The following is an 18,775-nucleotide window of genomic DNA, read 5'->3' on the forward strand; positions in this document are numbered from 1 at the left end:
ATGCTATGCAGTTGTCGAGAGGTATGCAAATGTGCGGAGGCGGCCTAGACTCGGGCACATGAGCAGTGCGTCTTCCTCCGAGCGGTCCGCCGACGACCTGGCGCTGGACCAGATCGGCCCGGCGTTGTCGCGCCTGCGGCGGCGTACACCCGCTTCGAGCAAGGACCTCTCCCGCAACCTGGTCCTCAACGTGATCGCCGACGCGCCGGACGAGACCACCGTCGGCGGCCTCGCGGCCGAGATGGGCGTCGCGCAGCCGGTGGCCAGCCGGACCGTCGCCGCCTGCATAGAGGACGGGTTGCTGCGCCGGGCGGCGTCCCAGTCCGACGGGCGCCGTACCGTCCTCGAACTCACCGAGCACGGCGAGGCCGAACGCCACCGGTTCGCCGCCGAACAGCGCGCGGCGTTCCAGGAGATCACCGCCGCCTGGTCACCGCAGGAGCGCGTCCAGTTCGCCCGCCTCCTGGTCAGGTACGGCGCCGACGCCGCCGCGTGGTCCAGGAGACGGGCCACGGGCGGCGGCTGAGCGGGCGGGGCCGGCGACGGCGAGTCCACCGGCCAAGGCGGTCGTTCCTGTCAGCGGCTCTTCGCGGACGCCCCGTCCGTGGCGGTGACCGCACCTGGATCAGTGGAAGGCCGCGGCACCGCGGAGCCGTCCGCGGGCTCGGACCCCGTCAGCCACAGGCCGGTGAACACGGCGGTGGCCGCGGTGACGGCGCCGGCCACGAGGAAGGCGCTGTCGAGACCGGTCTCGAAGGAGGCGCCGCCGGACTGCCGGGAGCGGACGACGGCGCCGAGCACCGCGACGCCCAGCACCGCGCCGATCTGCCGGGTGGTACTGCTGATGCCCGAGGCGAGGCCGCCTTCCCGCGGGCCGACCGCCTGGACGGCGGCGCCCGTCAGCGGGGACATGGCCAGGGCGAAGCCGACGCCGGCGAGCCCCAGCCGCCACCACACGTTCCCGTAGCCGGTGTCGGCGTGCACCGTGCCGAGCGCCAGCAGTCCGAGGCCGGCCAGGGCCAGGCCGGTGGTGACCACGACGCGGAAGCCGTACCGGGCGGCGAGCCGGCCCGCGTACGGGCTGACGATCACCATGGCGACGGACACCGGCAGGGTCTGCAGGCCGGCGCGCAGGACTGAGCTGCCCTGGACGTACACGAAGAACTGGGAGAAGAAGAACGACGAGCCCATGAGCGCGAACCCCACCACGACCATGGCGGTGTTGGACACGGTGAACAGCCGCTGCCGCAACAGCCGCAGCGGCAGCATCGGAGCGGAGCGACGGGCTTCGACGGCGACGAAGGCGGCGAGGAGGACCGCCGCGGCGGCGAAGCTGCCCAGGATCACCGGTGAGGTCCAGCCGCGGGCGCCTCCCTCGATCAGCCCGTAGGTCAGTACGCCCACGGCCAGGACGGACAGCGCCGTGCCCGGGACGTCGATCGCGGGGGCGGCGGGGTTGCGGGACTCGCCGAGGTGGCGCAGGCCGGCCAGCACCAGGGCCACGCCGATGGGCAGATTGACGAGGAAGATGGCGGGCCAGCCGAAGGCGTCCGTCAGCACGCCCCCGGCCACGGGTCCCGCGGCCAGACCGATTCCGCTGATGCCGGCCCACAGCCCGATCGCCCTGACCCGTTCCCGCGGCTCGGGACAAGCGGCGGCGAGCAGGGCCAGCGAGGCCGGGCTCAGCGCCGCGGCCCCGATGCCCTGCAGTACCCGGCCGGCGACCAGCCAGCCCAGCGAGGGCGCGAGGCTGCACACCAGCGATGCGGCGGTGAACACGGCCACCCCCGTCAGGTACACCCGCTTGCGGCCGAATCGGTCGGCGAAGACCCCGCCGGACAGGAGCAGCATGGCCACCAGCAGTACGTACGCGTCGACGATCCATTGCAGACCTGTCAGCTGAGTGTGCAGGCGGTGCTGCATGTCGGGCAGCGCGGCCCCGACGATCGTGTTGTCGAGCAGCACCATGAACTGCCCCAGGCAGGTCACCGTGAGCAGCACGGCCCGGTTCGGCCGACTGTCTGCGGTCGCATGCGATGCGGTGATGAGGATCCCCTCTCGATCGGCAGGTGCGCCCGGCCGCGGCCGGTGCGGGTGTCGACGCACCCGAGCGCACTAAACGCAGCCTGCGGCTGCGTTTGGAGACTATAAGGAGGGCCGCTCCGTAAACGCAAGTGGTGACTGCGTTAATGTGGGCGCATGGACGAAGGACAGCGAGCCCGGCGGCCCGGCGGGCGCAGTGCCCGCGTCGGCGCGCAGGTGCACCGGGCCGTCACCGATCTGATCGGCGAGCGCGGCTACGGCAAGTTCACCGTCGGCGACGTCGCGGTCCGCGCGGGCGTGGCCGACAGCAGCATCTATCGCCGGTGGGGCGACCTGGAAACCCTGCTCACCGACGTGGCGCTCACCCGCCTCGACGCCCGGTCGCCGATGCCCGACACCGGGAGCCTCGCCGGTGACCTGCGCACCTACGCGGCCCAGGTGGCCCGCGAGATCACCGGACCCGACGGCCTGTTGCTGGTGCGCCTGGCCGTGGCCCTGCCGAGCATCGGTGAGCAGGGTGTGCGGGCCCGTGACGACCTCCGCGACGAACGCACCAGGCAACTGCAGTCCATGCTCGATCGCGCCCGTGACCGCGGCGAGCCCGCACCCGACGCGCTCGACGTGCTGGACCACGTCCTGGCCCCGATGTACATCCGCGTCCTGTTCGGCATGGACACGCTCACCCCGGACTACATCGACGGGCTGGTCGACCGGTTGCTGTGACCCGGCCCGACCCGCTCACGCGCCCTCGGGTGCGGCAGTCCGGTGCGGAGCCGCGGGTGCACTCTTGCAAGCAGGGTGCTTGCAATAGTTAGCAAGCTGCTGCATGGTGGAGGCATGGCATCGCTCAACGTCGGCAATCTCGGTGAGTACCTGCGCGAGCAGCGGCGCAACGCGCAGCTGTCGTTGCGGCAGCTCGCCGATGCCGCGGGGGTGTCCAACCCGTACCTGAGCCAGATCGAGCGCGGGCTGCGCAAGCCGAGCGCGGAGGTGCTCCAGCAGGTCGCCAAGGCGCTGCGGATCTCCGCCGAGACGCTGTACGTCCGCGCGGGGATCCTCGACGCGGAGCGGGACCGGGACGACGTGGAGACGCGTGCGGTCATCCTTGCCGACCCCTCGCTGAACGAGCGGCAGAAGCAGGTGCTGCTCCAGGTCTACGAGTCCTTCCGCAAGGAGAACGGGTTCGGGGCCGACGCGGACGCCGCCGCGGACGCGGGTGTGCATGCCGACGCCGACGCCGGTGCCGCTGTCGACGGGGCTGAACCGACCAAAAACCCTCATTCATAGGCAATTCCGGAGGACCATCACCATGGCCATCACCGACGACCTGCGCAAGACCTTCAGCGACCCCACCCCGCTCTACTTCGCCGCGGGCACCGCCGACCTCGCCTTCCAGCAGGCCAAGAAGGTGCCGGTGCTGGTGGAGCAGCTGCGCGCGGAGGCCCCGGCGCGGATCGACGCCGTTCGCAACACCGACCCGAAGGCCGTCCAGGAGAAGGCGACGGCCCGCGTCAAGGAGACCCAGGGGAGCCTCCAGGCCAAGGCCAACGAGCTCTTCGGCTCCCTCGACGCCGACTTCAAGAAGCTCGGGGAGACCGCCCAGGACCTCGCGCTGCGCTCCGTCGGCGTCGCCGCCGAGTACGCCGTCAAGGCCCGGGAGACCTACGAGAAGGTCGCCGAGCGCGGCGAGCAGGCGGTCCGCACCTGGCGCGGCCAGGCCGCCGACGGCATCGAGGACCTCGCCGAGGACGTGGAGGACCTCGCCGTGGCCGTCGAGCCGGCCAAGCCCGCCCCGGCCAAGCCCGCGACGCCCAAGTCCGAGCCGGTCCGGGTCACCGAGGACAAGACCGCCGCGGCGAAGAAGACCCCCGCCCCGCGCAAGGCCCCCGCCAAGAAGAGCACCACCGCCAAGAAGACGACGCCGCCCGCCAAGTAGGGCAGGGCACTACGAGCGGGGAGCGGGCCGGGCACCCTTGGGGTGTCCGGCCCGTTCTGCGGGTACGGTGACCGCGTAATGACGATCCGATTCTGGTGGTGGACGTTGTGCTGATGCAGGGGTTCGCAGGCTTCATGTGGCTGCTGAGCATCGCCCTGATCCTTTTCAGCGGCTTCGCTTTGATCGACGCCGCCACGCGCCGCGAGGACGCCTACCGCGCGGCCGACAAGAAGACCAAGCCCTTCTGGCTGATCATCCTCGGGATCGCCTTCGTGGTGAACCTGATCTTCAACATCCTGTCGTTCCTGCCGATCATCGGTCTCATCGCGACGATCGTGTACATGGTCGACGTACGGCCCGCGCTGCGCGGCCTGTCCGGCGGCGGCCGCAGCAGCCGCCGCGGCTCCAGCAGCGACGGCCCCTACGGCCCGTACAACGGCGGACGCTGACGGGAGTCCCCACGCGGGGGCACCGGGACCGGGCGGCTCAGGCCGTCCGGTCCAGCAGCACCACGGCCAGGTCGTCCGCCAGCTCGCCGCCGTTGAGTTCGCGGACCTCGTTGACGGTCGCCCGCAGCAGATCCTCGCCGGCCAGGCCCTCGGCGAGCTGGCGGCGGACCATCTCCACCATGCCGTCCTGGCCGAGCCGCTCCCGGCCCCCGCCGACGTGGCCCTCGATCAGGCCGTCGGTGTACAGCATCAGGCTCCACTCGGCGCCCAGCTCCACCTGCATCCGCGGCCAGCGGGCGCCCGGCAGCAGCCCCAGCGCCGGGCCGTTGTTGTCGTAGGGCAGCAGACGTGCGGGCATGCCCGGGCGGCTGAGCAGCGGGGACGGGTGCCCGGCCAGGCACAGGCCCGCGCGGCGGCCGTCCGGGGAGATGTCCACGGCACACAGGGTCGCGAAGATCTCGTCGTCCGAACGCTCGTGCTCCAGCACCTGCTGGAGCGTGCCCAGCAGCTCGTCGCCGCAGAGCCCGGCCAGGGTCAGCGCCCGCCAGGCGATCCGCAGCTCCACACCGAGCGCCGCCTCGTCCGGGCCGTGCCCGCAGACGTCGCCGATCATGGCGTGCACGGTGCCGTCCGGGGTGCGGACGACGTCGTAGAAGTCGCCGCCCAGCAGCGCGCGCGAGCGGCCCGGACGGTAGCGGGCGGCGAAGCGCAGCGGGGAGCCGGCCAGCAGCGGGGTCGGCAGCAGGCCGCGCTCCAGGCGGCGGTTCTCCTGCGCGCGCAGCTTGCCCTCGGCCAGCCGCCGCTCCGCCGAGTCGGACCGCTTGCGCTCGACGGCGTAGCGGATCGCGCGGCTCAGCAGGCGGCCGTCCAGCTCGTCGCGGAACAGGTAGTCCTGCGCGCCGACCGCCACCGCCTCGGCGCCGCGCTCGGCGTCGCTGGAGGAGGTGAGGGCGAGCACGGCGTGCCGGGGCGCCAGCTCCAGGACGTGCCGGAGCACCGCCAGCTCGTCGTCGCCCGCCGCGGCGCCCGTGCCGCTGCCACCGCCGTCCGCGCCGGTGCGGGCCGGGGCGGGGGCGGACAGGGCGAGGTCCAGCAGGATGCAGTGGACGTCGTCGGTCAGCAGCCGCCCGGCCTCGGTGAGGTTGCGGGCAGTGCGGACGCGGATCGGCTTGCCGGCCTGGTCGAGCAGGTCGGGCACGATCGGCGAACCGGCCGGATCGTCCTCGATCAGCAGCACGGTCAGGTTCGTGGGAGCCGCGGTCTCCGCCCGGGCGGTCTCGGCCCGGCCGCTGTGCGTGCGGTCGGTGCCTGCGTCCGTGCCGGTGCCGGCGCCGGGGCCGGTGCTGGTTTCGGGGCTGGTGTCCGTGGGCTTCTCGCGCTTCTCCGTGGGGTTCTCCCGCCGGTCGGCGGGGTTCTCGGCCGGACGTGTCCCGGGCGGGGCCTGTTCCGTGGAAGGGCCGCTGTCCGGGGACGCGGCGGGCGCCTGACCACACTCCACGGCCGGGATCGCCCTCTGCCGCGGTACGGGTACGGGCATCGTCTTGGTTTCCTTCCCTCCCCCCGAGGGCATGGCGGGGCGAGGGACCTCGACCCACCGACGGGGACCATAGCGGGTGACAGCGCCGCTGCGGAATGGTCCAGAACACGTCGGGCGGCCATCGGCCACCGTCATATGCCGCGTTTTCCCCCGCAGTTGGACACCCCGCCCGGGGACCTGGGATGACGAACGTCACGCGGGGCGGGCGCCGGGCGTGGACTGGGTCACGTGGCCCGCCTCACGTGCCCGGCGCGGGGCGCGTGGCCCGCGTCACCCCTTGGGGGAGGGTGCCTGCGCCGGGGCCGTGTCCGGCCGGACCACGCCGAGGATCGGCATCGAGCCCGCGCCGGCGAGGGTGATCGAGCGCCCCGGGCGCGGGGCGTGCACGACGGAGCCGTCACCCACGTACATGCCGACGTGGCTGGCGTCGTCGAAGTAGATGATCAGGTCGCCGGGGCGCATGTCCTCGACGGCGACGTGCCTGAGCTGCTTCCACTGCTGCTGCGAGGTGCGGGGGATCGCCTTCCCGGCCGCCACCCATGCCTGTGAGGTCAGGCCGGAGCAGTCGTAGGACTTCGGGCCCTCGGCACCCCACTGGTACGGCTTGCCGATCTGGGCGGTGGCGTACTCGACCGCCTTGCGGCCCCGCCCGGTCGCCTCGGCGTCGAGGTCCTTCACGATGCCGGAGTCGAGCCAGGCGGTCTGGGCCTTGGCCTGCGCCTCCCGCTCCAGCCGGGCGAGGCGCTCCTTCTCCTCCTGCTCCAGCTCGGACTCCAGCTTCTCGGCCGCCGCGATCTGCTTCTCGATCTTCTTCTGGGCGGTGGCCTTGGCCTTGCGGTTCGCCTCCAGTTCCTTGAAGCGGGCGGAGGCGTCCGCCGCGTAGGTCTTCAGGTCCTCCTGGGCGCGGGTCAGCTCGCCGAGCAGGCCCTTGGTGGCCCGCTGGCCCTGGATCACCCGGCCGGTGCCGTCGAGGAAGTCCTCGGGGTCGTCGCTCAGGACGAGCTTCGCCCCGTCGGGCAGGCCGCCGGTGCGGTACTGGGCGCGGGCCGCGGCCGCCGCGCGGTCCTTCAGCCCGTCCAGCTTCTCCTGGCCCTTCACGATCTTCTTGGCCAGCTCGACGATCTCGGCGTTCTGCTTGTCGGCCTTCTCCTCGGCGGCGTTGTACTCCTCCGTGGCCGAGGCCGCCGCGCGGTAGAGCCTGTCGAGCTTCTTGCGCACGGCTTCGAGGTCCTTGCCGGGCGTGGCGCCCGGGGCGGCGGAGGCACCGGGGCCGCCCGGTGACGTCGACGGTGACGGTGAGGCCGAGGGACCCGGGTCCGCGAACGCCGTGCCCGGTGCCGCCAGCACGGTGATCGCGCAGACCACGGTCACGGCAGCGGTCGTCAAGCCACGCTTCCCCGTACGCATACCTCGCCCCCAAAAACTGATTAACCGTCAGTAACATAGGTCGCTCGGGGGATCGTGCCACGCCGGCGCGGAAAGCGACAGAGGCCGTGCTGTCCTCCTGCTTCCCCTCGATTGCGTCCCTCGGTGTGTGACGAACGCCGCACGGAGATCGTTCCCGGCCAGCGGCCAGCGGCCAGCGGCCAGCGGCCAGCGGCCAGCGGCCAGCGGCCAGCGGCCGGGGGCGTGCCGTCGCCGCCGGTTCACGTGCGGGGCGCCAACGCCTCCCACCGCACCGTCACTTCGCCCTGCCGCCACCGCACCGGCCCGTCCGTCACCGGCCAGTCGGCCGTCAGGTCCCGCACGGCCCGCATCCAGCGCTGCCGGGCGCCGTAGGAGGCGTAGGGCGCGGCGGCGGCCCAGGCGCGGTCGAAGTCGCGCAGGAAGGCGTGCACGGGCTCGCCGGGGACATTGCGGTGGATGAGCGCCTTCGGCAGCCGTTCGGCCAGGTCGGAGGGGTGGTCCAGGGAGCCGAGCCGGGTCGCGAAGGTGACCGTGCGCGGCCCCTCGGGCCCGAGCGCCACCCACACGTGCCGGCGCCCGATCTCGTCGCACGTCCCCTCGACCAGGAGCCCCCCGTGCGAGTGCTCCGACACGGGCGCGAGCCGCGCGCACAGCCGCCGCCAGACGGCGGCCACCTCGTCCTCGTCGTACTGGCGCAGCACGTTCGCCGCGCGGATCAGCAGCGGCGGCCGGGAGACGGGGACCTCGAAGCCGCCGTGCCGGAAATCCAGCCCCGCGCGCGCGTACGGCCGGGCCGCCGCCACCCGGGCCGGGTCGATCTCGACGCCCACCACGCGCGCGTGCGGCGCGACCGTGCGCAGGCGGTGCAGCAGTTCCACGGCGGTCCAGGGGGCGGCGCCGTAGCCGAGGTCGACGGCGACGGGCTCGGCGGCGCGGCGCAGTTCGGCACCGTGCACGGCCGCGATCCAGCGGTCCATGCGGCGCAGCCGGTTGGGATTGGTCGTCCCGCGCGTGACCGTGCCCACGGGGCGGGGGGCGGTGGCGCGGGGTGGCATGACTACGAGGGTATGCGGCCGGCCGTCCGGCATTCGTCCACGGGATGGTGGTACCCGCACACCAGGGCAGGGGTCCCGGCGCCACCGACCCGAGTGGGGGACCCGAAGGCCCCTCGAACGGTTGAGCGATCGGCGGTAATGATTCGGCAAAGGTCGGAAAACCGGAATGGAGCACCGCCCGTCCGGTGTTCCCACCCCTTGGAGGGCATCCCAGGCCCTCCGACCGGCATGCCCGCAGCGAGGAGGAACGGCTCGTGAGCCAGTACGTCAGCAGGCTCGGGCGTCGCTCACCGACGGTCTCCCCGCGGCTCCGGCTGCCGCGCAGGCCCCGCCGCGTCGCCATGCTCTCCGTGCACACCTCACCGCTCCACCAGCCCGGCACCGGCGACGCCGGAGGCATGAACGTCTACATAGTGGAGCTGGCCCAGCGCCTCGCCGCGATCAACATCGAGGTCGAGATCTTCACGCGGGCCACCACCGCCGCCCTTCCGCCCGCCGTCGAACTGGCCCCCGGCGTCCTCGTCCGGCACGTCGACGCGGGCCCGTACGAGGGCCTGGCCAAGGAGGACCTGCCCGCCCAGCTCTGCGCCTTCACCCACGGCGTGATGCAGGCCTGGGCCGGTCACCGCCCCGGCCACTACGACCTCGTGCACTCCCACTACTGGCTCTCCGGCCACGTCGGCTGGCTCGCCGCCCAGCGCTGGGGCGCGCCCCTGGTGCACGCCATGCACACCATGGCCAAGGTCAAGAACGCCAACCTGGCCGAGGGCGACACCCCCGAACCGGCCGCCCGCGTCATCGGCGAGACCCAGATCGTCGCCGCCTCCGACCGGCTGATCGCCAACACGGCCGAGGAGGCCGACGAACTCGTCCGCCACTACGCCGCCGACCGCGGCAAGGTCGCCGTCGTCCACCCCGGCGTGAACCTCGAACGGTTCCGCCCCTTTCCCAAGGGCTCCGTACCCGGCCCGGGACAGCACGGCAACGCCCGCGCCGCCGCCCGGGCCCGCCTCGGCCTGCCCCAGGACGCGCTGATCCCGCTCTTCGCGGGCCGCATACAGCCCCTGAAGGCGCCGGACGTCCTGCTGCGCGCCGTCGCCGTACTCCTCGACGAACGCCCGGATCTGCGCTCCCGCATCGTCGTCCCCGTCGTCGGCGGCCCCAGCGGCAGCGGCCTCGCCAAGCCGGAGGGCCTGCAGAAACTCGCCGCGCGGCTCGGCATCGCCGACGTCGTGCGCTTCCGCCCGCCCGTCGGCCAGGAACAGCTCGCCGACTGGTTCCGGGCCGCGTCCGTGCTGGTCATGCCGTCCTACAGCGAGTCCTTCGGCCTGGTCGCCATAGAGGCCCAGGCGGCCGGTACGCCGGTGCTCGCCGCCGCGGTGGGCGGGCTGCCGGTCGCGGTGCGCGACGGACACACCGGCCGCCTCGTCCACGGCCACGATCCCGCCGCCTACGCGCGCGTACTGCGCGATTTCGCCGACAACCCCGAGCTGACACCCCGCATGGGCGACGCCGCGGCCCGGCACGCCCAGTCCTTCGGCTGGGACAGCGCCGCCGCCGCCACCGCCGACGTCTACACGGCCGCGATCCAGTCGCACCGCCGTCGCGTACGCTCGCACCATGGCTGAGGCACCGGACAAGGCAGCACAGGTCGTCGAGGGGGCGCTGAAGGACGCCGACCTGGAATGGGAGAGCCCCGAGCCCGGCAACTACGTCGTCAAGCTCCCCGGCACCCGCAAGCTGTCGACGACCGTCTCCCTCCTGCTCGGCCGGCACTCCCTCTCCCTCAACGCCTTCGTCATCCGCCACCCCGACGAGAACGAACCGGCCGTCCACCGCTGGCTGCTGGAACGCAACCTCAAGCTCTACGGCATCGGCTACGCCGTCGACCGCCTCGGCGACATCTACGTCACCGCGAAACTCCCCCTGGCCGCCGTCACCCCCGACGAGATCGACCGCCTCCTCGGCCAGGTCCTGGAGGCAGCCGACGGCGCCTTCAACACCCTGCTGGAGCTGGGCTTTGCCTCCGCCATCCGCAAGGAGTACGAGTGGCGGACCTCGCGCGGCGAGTCGACGCGGAACCTGGAGGCGTTCCAGCACCTGATCGAGCGCCCCCGCTCCGGCGACTGATCCCGCCCCGGGCCGGCTCAGCCGCGGGCGCCGCTCGTCCGGTACCGCCCCGGCGTGACCCCCACCAACCGCTTGAAGTGCCGGGTCAGATGGGCCTGGTCGTAGAAGCCGGTGGCTCCGGCCACGTCCGCCGGGGACCGTCCGGCGAGCAGCAGCCGCCGGGCCCGGTCGACCCGGCGGGACATCAGGTACTGGTGCGGCGCGATGCCGTACGCGCCGCTGAACGCCCGTACCAGATGCGCCGGGTGGGCGGGCAGGAGTGCGGCCGCCTCCTCCAGACCGATCCCCGCGACGACCCGCTCGTCGAGCAGCTCCCGCAGCCGCCGGGCGAGTACGGGGTCCCGGCGCGCGGGGTCCCTGTCGCCCCTGGGGCGCAGATGGGTGTGCAGCCGCTCGCCGATCAGCGTCAGCCGGCTCTCCGCCTCCAGCTCGTCACCGGGCAGCGCGAGCGCGGCGTGCAGCTGCCCGACCCGCCGCCGCAGCACCGGGTCACGCAGGTCGGGCGCGTCCACCGCCGGTCCGATCAGCTCGTCGCCCAGCCGGGAGGCGTCCAGGTACAGGACGCGCTTGCGGAAGCCGTCCGGGGTCGCCGGGGAGCCGTTGTGCGGCACGTGCGGCGGCAGCAGGGACACCGTGTCGTGCGGGGTGCCGTGCTCGTGCCGGTCCAGGTCGTACCGTACGGCGCCGTCGTCGACGATGAGCAGCGTCCAGGCGTCGTGGACGTGCATCGGATAGGCGTACTCGGTGTAGTGGGCGTGGAAGACCTCGACGACGCCCGGGACACGGGGGCGCCAGGCGGAGACGTTCCGCCGGTCCTTCCGGTCCCCGTTGCCCTGGTCGTTGTGCTGGCGGGCCATGCAAAAAACGTACAAGACCGGGCGGGGTGCGGGTCGGCAGTCTCACGGTATGAGCACGCACGACGCAGAGCCCGACGCCCCCGTCCGCTTCGACACCAAGATCGCCGTACTGCTGCGCGAGGACCTGGAGACCTGGCAGCGCCTCAACGTCACGGCGTTCCTGGTCAGCGGCCTGGGCAGCCAGTTCCCCGAGGTGATCGGGGAGCCCTACGAGGACGCGGACGCGGTCGGCTACCTGCCGATGCTCCGCCAGCCGGTGCTGGTCTTCGAGGGCACGAAGGAGATCCTTACCACCGCCCACGCGCGTGCGCTGTCGCGCGCCCTGCCCCGCGCCCTCTTCACGTCCGACCTCTTCACCACGGGCAACGACCGCGACAACCGGGCGGCGGTACGGGCCGTGGCGACGACCGACCTGGACCTGGTGGGCCTCGCGGTGTACGGCCCGAAGAACGCGGTGGACAAGGTGCTGAAGGGGGCGAGGATGCATCCGTGAGCGCGGAGGGGGATCAGACGGCGCTGGTGTCGACCCGGGGCGCGGGGGCGGCGGACGCCTCCTGGGCCACCGGTGTCTCGTCGCGGTCGTCCGGCAGGCTCCGCATGAGCCACCAGTACCCGGCCGCCGCCACCGTGCCGACGACGGCGCAGATGCCCCACAGCCACTCGGCGCCCCAGCGGTCGATGACGAACCCGGACATCAGCGGGGCGACGAGGGCGGCGACCGACCAGGACATGGTGTACATGCCCTGGTAGCGCCCGCGTCCGTGCACCGGGGAGAGGCGGACGACGAGCCCGGTCTGGGTCGGCGCGTTGACGATCTCGGCCAGCGTCCACACGCACACGGTGAGGGCGAAGACGCCGACCGACCCGGCGAAGGCGGTGAGCCCGAAGCCGTACCCGGCCAGCAGCGACGATGCCACCAGCAGCAGCCGCGGGTCCCGGTGCTCGATGAACCGCGTGACGGGAATCTGAAGGACGACGATCAGGACGCCGTTGACGGCGATGGCAAGCCCGAAGTCCGCGGGCGTGAACCCGGCCTCGCCCATCGCGACGGGCAGTCCCAGATACCCCTGCTGGAAGATCACGGCGACGAGGAAGGACAGCCCCACGACGCTCATGTACCGCCCGTCGCGCAGCACGGTGAACAGGGAGACGGCCGGTTCCTTGCCGCCCGGGACGTCGGCGGTCTTCTCCTCCTGGGGCCGCGACTCGGGCAGCTTCACGAAGACCAGGACGGCGCAGACGAGCGTCATCCCGGCCTCGATCAGGAACCCGGCGAGATAGCTGACCTCGGCGATGAACCCGGCCGCCATGGAGGAGATCGCGAAGCCGAGGTTGATCGCCCAGTAGTTGAGCGAGAACGCCCGGATACGGTCCTCGGGCCGCACGATGTCCGCCATCATCGCCTGCACCGCCGGCCGGGAGGCGTTGCTCGCCATGCCGACCAGGAAGGCGACGGCGGCGATGGCCACCGGGTCCCGCATGAAGCCGAGCAGCGCGACGGACACGGCCGTGGAGGCCTGCGCGACGAGCAGTGTCGGCCGCCGCCCGAGCCGGTCGGTCATCACCCCGGCGCCCAGCGAGGAGATGACCCCGCCGAGCCCGTGCAGGGCGGCGACCAGACCGGCGTAGGAGGCGGAGTAGCCGCGGTCGATGGTGAGGTACAGCGCCATGAAGGTGGCGACGAAGGCACCGAGCCGGTTGACCAGGGTGCTGGTCCACAGCCACCAGAACTCGCGGGGGAGCCCGGAGACGGTTTCGCGTGCGGCACGTCTGAGTCCGGTGAGTCCGGCGACTGACATGGGTCCCCCGAGATGGCTGAGACGGCTGTAAGCGGCTGATGCGGTAAGCACAACTTACGAACGGCCCCTCCCGGAAGCCATTCAATTAACACTTCCCGTCAACCGTCCGCCCACCGGGCGCGACGAGCACGGCGTCCGGGGGTTCGATTACGCTCGGACCCATGGCCGACGCACCGTACAAGCTGATCCTCCTCCGCCACGGCGAGAGCGAGTGGAACGAGAAGAACCTGTTCACCGGCTGGGTGGACGTCAACCTCACCCCGAAGGGCGAGAAGGAGGCGACGCGCGGCGGCGAGCTGCTCAAGGACGCCGGCCTGCTGCCCGACGTGGTCCACACGTCCGTCCAGAAGCGCGCGATCCGCACGGCCCAGCTCGCGCTGGAGGCCGCCGACCGCCACTGGATCCCGGTCCACCGCCACTGGCGCCTGAACGAGCGCCACTACGGCGCCCTCCAGGGCAAGGACAAGGCGCAGACCCTCGCGGAGTTCGGCGAGGAGCAGTTCATGCTGTGGCGCCGCTCCTACGACACCCCGCCGCCGCCGCTGGACCGCGACGCCGAGTACTCCCAGTTCTCCGACGCCCGCTACGCGATGCTCCCGCCGGAGCTGCGCCCGCAGACGGAGTGCCTGAAGGACGTCGTCGGCCGCATGCTGCCGTACTGGTTCGACGCGATCGTCCCCGACCTCCTCACCGGCCGCACGGTCCTGGTCGCCGCCCACGGCAACTCGCTGCGCGCCCTGGTCAAGCACCTCGACGGCATCTCCGACGCCGACATCGCGGGCCTGAACATCCCGACGGGCATCCCGCTGTCCTACGAACTGGACGCCGAGTTCAAGCCCCTGAACCCGGGCGGCACGTACCTGGACCCGGACGCGGCTGCGGCGGCGATCGAGGCGGTCAAGAACCAGGGCAAGAAGAAGTAGGTCCACGTCAGTAGGCCCTCATCCCTGCGGCTGCATCGCGGGGGCGAGGGCTTTCTGGTGCGCCCGTCCGTCGTATCAGGAAGACGGCGGCCAGGCCTCGGCCATCGTGAAGGCGACCACCGTTCCGCCCAAGCGGCTGGGACCGGAGTGCCACGAGTCGGCGACGGAGTCGACCAGCAGCAACCCGCGCCCGTGAGCGTCGTCGGCGTCCGGACACCTCAGCCGCACACTCTCCGGGAGCCCCGGATTGTGCACCTCGACTCGGAGTGAGGTTCCCAGGCGGAACCACTCCACCCGGACGAGCCAGGGCGCGTCCGACTTGCCGTGGACGACGGCGTTGGTCACCAGTTCCGATAGCAGCAGGACACAGTCGTCGACCGAACAGATCGGCTGGTAGGGAGTGAGGAACTTCCGGAACCAGCGCCGGGCCCGGGGCACGGACTCGACGACGGGGTGCAGCGTCATCGCGCCGAGGCGCGGCGACTCCTCACACGGATAACGGTCGATCGCGTATGACACCCGTACTCACTCCCCGCTGCTGCTGAGCCCGCAAGGAGGGTGACAGCGCTTCCCTCTGTCCGTGCTGATGGGCTTTCGAAGTGGCGCCTTCTCCTTCTCCGCTGACTCCACGGCAGCCGAAGGCCTGATCCCGTACGACGGCATACAGCACCCCTCATTCAGGCAGTCATCGTGACATATCTAGACAGGTACTGTGGCCAACATCTCTAGAGACGTCAAGTCTCGGTTGCCACGCTGCCCTTGGAGTCCCGTGCACTACTCGCATCGAGCGATGCCCCAACCTGTGGCCTAAGGTGTCTAGAGAAGGAGAGGAGGCTCACGGGATGGCCAACGCCGGAGACGACCGACGGCCCAAGTACCAGCGGATCGCGGACACGCTGCGCGAAGCGATCCGGTCGGGCGAATACGGTCCCGGTGATCGACTCCCGGGGGAGAACGACCTGATGGCCGCGCATGGCGTGGCCCGCATGACGGCCCGCCAGGCCTTGAGCGTCCTCAGGGACGAAGGCGTCGCCGAGGCGCGCAAGGGCGCCGGCGTGTTCGTCCGGGAGTTCCGCCCGCTCCGTCGTCGGGGCATTCAACGTCTGGCCCAGCAGCAGTGGGGCAACGGCCGGTCCATCTGGTCGACCGACATCGAGAACCGCTCACTCGACGTGGACCAGGTCGCGGTGTCCGAGGAAGCCGCGCCCGACAACGTCGCCGCGGTCCTGGACCTGGCCGAGGAGGAGATGGTGTGCGTGCGGCGCCGACGCTTCGTCCTGGACGGCAAGCCGGTCCTGCTCGCGACGAGTTACCTGCCCACGTCACTGGTCGCCGGTTCCGCGATCACTCAGGAGGACACCGGACCGGGCGGTACGTACGCCCGACTCGCCGAACTCGGCTACGAGCCGGTGCACTTCCGCGAGGAGATCCGCTCTCGCATGCCGTCGCAGGACGAGGCGACTCAGCTGGCCATGTCCGCGGGCACCCCGGTCATCCTCGTCTGCCGCACCGCGTTCACGGACGAAGGCCGCCCGCTCGAGATCAACGAAATGACGCTGGACGCCGCCTCCTACATCCTGGAGTACGACTTCGACGCGTGAGGGTGCTGGTGGAGCAGCAATGGCCGGAAGGGCCGCATGCCGATCCTGATCTGGCGAGAGATCGCTACAACGCGGACGTGCGGGCCTCGCAGGGTGCGATGCGGAATCTATTTCATGTGGGATTGCCCGTTGCTCACATGGGCTTGGCGATTGTGATCACCGTTAGTGTGTTTGTGGGAGCCGTTGGGGCACCCCGTACTGGCGGGATCATCGGGGGATCCTTTGCCGCGCTGTTCGTTGTGGCTCTGTGCGTGGCGGTTCTGGCGGGTAGCCGTGGGCGTGACGCAGTGCGCGCCGCTTACAAGTTCACGTTTGGTTGGGCCGACTGGATCACTCCCTAGTGGTCACTGTGAAGCTGTCAGGGCATCTCAAGTGCCTGGCATCGAAGGCTGGCACCCAACAGCGAGACCGGGCTTGAGTCTCCCGTAGGGGGAGGCGCGAAGGTGCAGGCATGGACGGCGACACGCTCTTCACGATCGGGGACCTGGCCCGGCGGACCGGGCTGACGGTCAAGACCATTCGGTTCTACTCCGACACCGGAATCGTGCCGCCGACGGACCGCAGCCCGGCTGGCTACCGTCTCTATGACATCGGCGCTCTGGCGCGTCTGGATCTGGTACGGACCCTGCGTGACCTGGGCCTCGACCTTGCTGTCATCCGGCAGGTGCTGGACCGGGAGGTTTCGGTGCCTGAGGTCGCGGCCGCACACGCCGACGCCCTGGAGGTGCAGATCCGCACTCTGCGACTGCGGCGCGCGGTGCTGCGAGCGGTGGCCAAACGGGGCTCCACGCCCGAGGAAATGGACCTCATGCACAAGCTTGCCAAGCTCTCCGACGACGAACGCCGACGCCTCATCACCGACTTCATCGACGACACCTTCGGCGGGTTCGACGCCAACGCCGACTTCGTCGACATGATGCGCTCGGCCATGCCCGAACTGCCGGACGACCCCGAACCCCACCAGGTCGACGCCTGGGTGGAACTCGCCGAACTCACCCGGGATCCCGATTTCCGCGCCGCTGTCCGGCGTATGGCGGAGTATCAGGCAGCCGAGCGCGCCCAAGGCGACGTCACCGGCTTGCACCACGACCTCACCGAGACTGTCCGCGACCGCGTCGGCCGCGCGCTCGATGCCGGTATCGCTCCGGCTTCGGCCGAGGCCGCACGCATCATCGACGGCCTCACCGACCGCTACGCGCAAACCTTCAGCCGCGCCAACGATTCCGACTTGCGCCACTGGCTGCTGACCCGCCTGGAAATCGCCGGCGACCCCCGCGCGGAACGCTACTGGCACCTGCTGGCCGTCATCAACGGATGGCCCGTTCCGCCCAGTCTGGCACCGGTGTTCACGTGGTTCACGGAAGCCCTGCGTACTCACACCCCACAGCCCCGCGTGCAGTAGTCCCACGCCTGCCCGTCGCTCCGATCCTCGCGGTTCCGATCACGCCGTGAGGATCTCGGAGCGTTCGACGGTGTGACGGCCCTCGAAGCGACATCCGGCAGTCGCTGTCAGAACAAGACAGTGAACGGCACGGCAGCGTGGTGAGTGTCTGACTGCGTGACATCGCCCACGAAGGGGCAGACGAGGCCGAACGTATGCCGACCATCACCATGGGTGAGAACCGCAGTAGCCCAAGGCGGCACCCGCGTCCCAGTTGCTGTGTGGGGCTGGCAGGTGGAATCCGTACAACTCGATGGCATCCGCGTCCACGTCGTCGGGCTCGGGACGGCCCGCCTGGATGAAGCCGCAGAGCGCCCGCAGCGCGTCCTCGCCCAGCTCCAAGGGGTGGAAGGGCAGAGCGTACGGCTCTTGCTCCTCGCCGGGCCAGGGGATGATGTCCGCTGGACGGTCGCCGGACCAGTAGGGCAGTTCGAAGGGGAGCGGTTCGCCGATGTTCTCGATGATGCCGCTGTCCGGTGACAGGCTCAGGGAACGGACGAGGCGACCGTCCTCCCACACGGCGAACGCCAGCCAGTCGACGACGCTGTGCATGGCGTGCAGGACGAGCCGTCGGCCGGCACTCGCCGCCACGAGGTGTTCCGGAAGTTCGGAGGGGGTGTCGATCATTAGCTCCTGATCACCGACGACCTCCACGCCCGGCCAGCTCGCCGCGCACACTGTCCCCTTCGGGGGGTACACGCCGTCCCAGAGGTTCGTGCCCTCGCACTGCTCGATCTCCCGGCCCGGGTAGAGCCGCCGCATCATGGTGACCGTCCGGTCGAGGTCCGCGGTCCCCACGCGCCGCAGCAACCCCGGCACGTCGCCGTCCGCGTACACCAACAGCCCCGTCTTGGCTCCCAAAGCCCCTCCCCAGAGCGTCATGCGAAACAGTGGGCGCACCCTAGCCACACGCACTGACAAGCCAGCTCGACCTGTCTGTCCGGCTGGGCCGTCTCCGGGCCGTCCGAGGCCGCTCAGTGGGCCTTTTCCGTGCTTCAGCCCTGAATCCTGCCGCAGGTGCTGGCTTTCCGATCTCGCAGACGTAGACCATGACGTCGGCCACGTTGTATCCGTAGCAGTGCGGCGGGCGCTCAGCCTACGGGGGCGTCCGGCGCCGTCGAGTGAACTCTCAGTTCCCAGCGTCCTGGGCGCCGGGATCGGCCCCGTCGGCGACCGCGTACCCCGGCACCGACGGCCACCGCACCGTCAGGACCACGGACTCCTCCTCCGCGTACCATGAGTGGTCCACGCCCCTGCCCCACACGACGTAGTCGCCCTGCTCGGCGAGGACGACACTGCGGCCGGGGAACTCCACCCGGAAGCGTCCGCTGATCAGGACCTGCAAGGCGGTGCGGTCCTCGCCGGTGACCCAGTGGGCTCGCTCGTCGCCCTTCGGGTGGACGCCCCACTTGATCTCCACGTCCTCGCTGTGCCGGGGGTCGGAGGCTTCCTTGAAGTGCCCCAGCAGCCAGCCCCGGTCCAGTGCGGCGTCCTTGCCCGCGTTGCCCACGTACACGCTGTCCGTCATGGTTCCGGAAGCTAGCAGTGGAAAACCCTTCGCCCCCGTCCGCCCCTCCAGGTACGGTCACCAGCGCGT

21 protein-coding genes are annotated in these 18,775 nt (G+C 71.3%); 12 read left to right on the forward strand and 9 right to left on the reverse strand.

Translation table 11 applies throughout. The annotated features are described in order from the left end of the window. Nucleotides 1-58 precede the first annotated feature (58 nt). Nucleotides 59-526, forward strand: coding sequence for a MarR family winged helix-turn-helix transcriptional regulator (locus tag ACZ6IM_RS33830; protein WP_052842934.1), 468 nt, complete (start codon nucleotides 59-61; stop codon nucleotides 524-526). 50 nt (nucleotides 527-576) lie between these two features. Here the strand turns inward: ACZ6IM_RS33830 and ACZ6IM_RS33835 are convergent, their stop codons facing one another. After that, a complete protein-coding gene (locus ACZ6IM_RS33835; RefSeq protein WP_469562023.1) occupies nucleotides 577-2,046 on the reverse strand; it encodes an MFS transporter in 1,470 nt (489 codons plus the stop codon). 153 nt (nucleotides 2,047-2,199) lie between these two features. Between ACZ6IM_RS33835 and ACZ6IM_RS33840 the strand changes: the two genes are divergently transcribed. From ACZ6IM_RS33840 to ACZ6IM_RS33855, 4 genes are all read left to right on the forward strand, one after another. Then, nucleotides 2,200-2,766 (forward strand): TetR/AcrR family transcriptional regulator, encoded by a 567-nt coding sequence (locus ACZ6IM_RS33840; RefSeq protein WP_052842933.1) that lies wholly within the window; start codon nucleotides 2,200-2,202, stop codon nucleotides 2,764-2,766. 114 nt (nucleotides 2,767-2,880) lie between these two features. Further along, the gene (locus tag ACZ6IM_RS33845) at nucleotides 2,881-3,330 is read left to right on the forward strand and encodes a helix-turn-helix domain-containing protein (RefSeq protein ID WP_052842932.1); all 450 of its coding nucleotides are present in this window, start codon (nucleotides 2,881-2,883) and stop codon (nucleotides 3,328-3,330) included. A 22-nt stretch (nucleotides 3,331-3,352) separates the two neighbouring features. Then, nucleotides 3,353-3,979, forward strand: coding sequence for a hypothetical protein (locus ACZ6IM_RS33850; RefSeq protein WP_052842931.1), 627 nt, complete (start codon nucleotides 3,353-3,355; stop codon nucleotides 3,977-3,979). A gap of 113 nt (nucleotides 3,980-4,092) precedes the next feature. Further along, the gene (locus ACZ6IM_RS33855; RefSeq protein ID WP_333748165.1) at nucleotides 4,093-4,428 is read left to right on the forward strand and encodes a DUF2516 family protein; all 336 of its coding nucleotides are present in this window, start codon (nucleotides 4,093-4,095) and stop codon (nucleotides 4,426-4,428) included. A gap of 37 nt (nucleotides 4,429-4,465) precedes the next feature. Here the strand turns inward: ACZ6IM_RS33855 and ACZ6IM_RS33860 are convergent, their stop codons facing one another. From ACZ6IM_RS33860 to ACZ6IM_RS33870, 3 genes are all read right to left on the reverse strand, one after another. After that, nucleotides 4,466-5,965: a PP2C family protein-serine/threonine phosphatase gene (locus ACZ6IM_RS33860; protein WP_052842930.1), complete on the reverse strand. Its 1,500-nt coding sequence runs from the start codon at nucleotides 5,963-5,965 to the stop codon at nucleotides 4,466-4,468. A gap of 270 nt (nucleotides 5,966-6,235) precedes the next feature. Then, nucleotides 6,236-7,372, reverse strand: coding sequence for a C40 family peptidase (locus ACZ6IM_RS33865; RefSeq protein ID WP_469561929.1), 1,137 nt, complete (start codon nucleotides 7,370-7,372; stop codon nucleotides 6,236-6,238). 239 nt (nucleotides 7,373-7,611) lie between these two features. After that, the gene (locus ACZ6IM_RS33870) at nucleotides 7,612-8,427 is read right to left on the reverse strand and encodes a class I SAM-dependent methyltransferase (RefSeq protein ID WP_469561932.1); all 816 of its coding nucleotides are present in this window, start codon (nucleotides 8,425-8,427) and stop codon (nucleotides 7,612-7,614) included. A 254-nt stretch (nucleotides 8,428-8,681) separates the two neighbouring features. Between ACZ6IM_RS33870 and mshA the strand changes: the two genes are divergently transcribed. Together mshA and ACZ6IM_RS33880 are read left to right on the forward strand one after the other, a co-directional pair. Continuing rightward, nucleotides 8,682-10,055: a D-inositol-3-phosphate glycosyltransferase gene (gene mshA / locus ACZ6IM_RS33875; RefSeq protein WP_469561935.1), complete on the forward strand. Its 1,374-nt coding sequence runs from the start codon at nucleotides 8,682-8,684 to the stop codon at nucleotides 10,053-10,055. Continuing rightward, nucleotides 10,048-10,557 carry a type III secretion system chaperone family protein gene (locus tag ACZ6IM_RS33880; protein WP_469561938.1) on the forward strand — a complete coding sequence of 170 codons (510 nt, stop codon included), beginning with the start codon at nucleotides 10,048-10,050 and terminating at the stop codon, nucleotides 10,555-10,557. The genes mshA and ACZ6IM_RS33880 overlap by 8 nt, the downstream gene beginning before the upstream one ends. Nucleotides 10,558-10,574: 17 nt before the next feature. Here ACZ6IM_RS33880 and ACZ6IM_RS33885 read toward each other — a convergent pair whose 3' ends face one another. Further along, nucleotides 10,575-11,414, reverse strand: a complete 840-nt coding sequence (locus tag ACZ6IM_RS33885) for an AraC family transcriptional regulator (protein ID WP_469561941.1) — start codon at nucleotides 11,412-11,414, stop codon at nucleotides 10,575-10,577. A 49-nt stretch (nucleotides 11,415-11,463) separates the two neighbouring features. Here ACZ6IM_RS33885 and ACZ6IM_RS33890 point away from each other — a divergent pair, with 49 nt between their 5' ends. Beyond that, the gene (locus ACZ6IM_RS33890; RefSeq protein ID WP_469561944.1) at nucleotides 11,464-11,907 is read left to right on the forward strand and encodes a DUF2000 family protein; all 444 of its coding nucleotides are present in this window, start codon (nucleotides 11,464-11,466) and stop codon (nucleotides 11,905-11,907) included. 13 nt (nucleotides 11,908-11,920) lie between these two features. Here the strand turns inward: ACZ6IM_RS33890 and ACZ6IM_RS33895 are convergent, their stop codons facing one another. Then, nucleotides 11,921-13,213 (reverse strand): MDR family MFS transporter, encoded by a 1,293-nt coding sequence (locus tag ACZ6IM_RS33895; protein WP_052842924.1) that lies wholly within the window; start codon nucleotides 13,211-13,213, stop codon nucleotides 11,921-11,923. A gap of 161 nt (nucleotides 13,214-13,374) precedes the next feature. Here ACZ6IM_RS33895 and ACZ6IM_RS33900 point away from each other — a divergent pair, with 161 nt between their 5' ends. Beyond that, nucleotides 13,375-14,136, forward strand: a complete 762-nt coding sequence (locus ACZ6IM_RS33900; RefSeq protein WP_052842923.1) for a phosphoglyceromutase — start codon at nucleotides 13,375-13,377, stop codon at nucleotides 14,134-14,136. A 75-nt stretch (nucleotides 14,137-14,211) separates the two neighbouring features. Here ACZ6IM_RS33900 and ACZ6IM_RS33905 read toward each other — a convergent pair whose 3' ends face one another. Next, on the reverse strand, nucleotides 14,212-14,655 hold the full coding sequence (locus ACZ6IM_RS33905; protein WP_052842922.1) for an ATP-binding protein: 444 nt from the start codon (nucleotides 14,653-14,655) through the stop codon (nucleotides 14,212-14,214). 323 nt (nucleotides 14,656-14,978) lie between these two features. Between ACZ6IM_RS33905 and ACZ6IM_RS33910 the strand changes: the two genes are divergently transcribed. From ACZ6IM_RS33910 to ACZ6IM_RS33920, 3 genes are all read left to right on the forward strand, one after another. After that, entirely contained in the window at nucleotides 14,979-15,737 is a 759-nt protein-coding gene (locus ACZ6IM_RS33910) for a GntR family transcriptional regulator (protein WP_469561948.1), read from the forward strand. After that, the gene (locus ACZ6IM_RS33915; RefSeq protein ID WP_469561951.1) at nucleotides 15,734-16,078 is read left to right on the forward strand and encodes a hypothetical protein; all 345 of its coding nucleotides are present in this window, start codon (nucleotides 15,734-15,736) and stop codon (nucleotides 16,076-16,078) included. Before ACZ6IM_RS33910 ends, ACZ6IM_RS33915 begins: the two co-directional genes overlap by 4 nt. Before the next feature lie 110 nt (nucleotides 16,079-16,188). Further along, the gene (locus ACZ6IM_RS33920; RefSeq protein ID WP_469561954.1) at nucleotides 16,189-17,139 is read left to right on the forward strand and encodes a MerR family transcriptional regulator; all 951 of its coding nucleotides are present in this window, start codon (nucleotides 16,189-16,191) and stop codon (nucleotides 17,137-17,139) included. 204 nt (nucleotides 17,140-17,343) lie between these two features. Here the strand turns inward: ACZ6IM_RS33920 and ACZ6IM_RS33925 are convergent, their stop codons facing one another. Both ACZ6IM_RS33925 and ACZ6IM_RS33930 read right to left on the reverse strand, forming a co-directional pair. Then, nucleotides 17,344-18,060: a DUF6928 family protein gene (locus tag ACZ6IM_RS33925; RefSeq protein ID WP_469561957.1), complete on the reverse strand. Its 717-nt coding sequence runs from the start codon at nucleotides 18,058-18,060 to the stop codon at nucleotides 17,344-17,346. 247 nt (nucleotides 18,061-18,307) lie between these two features. Beyond that, nucleotides 18,308-18,706: a cupin domain-containing protein gene (locus ACZ6IM_RS33930; RefSeq protein WP_052842919.1), complete on the reverse strand. Its 399-nt coding sequence runs from the start codon at nucleotides 18,704-18,706 to the stop codon at nucleotides 18,308-18,310. Between the last annotated feature and the right edge of the window lie 69 nt (nucleotides 18,707-18,775).

The organism is Streptomyces sp. NPDC042336 (assembly GCF_055581985.1).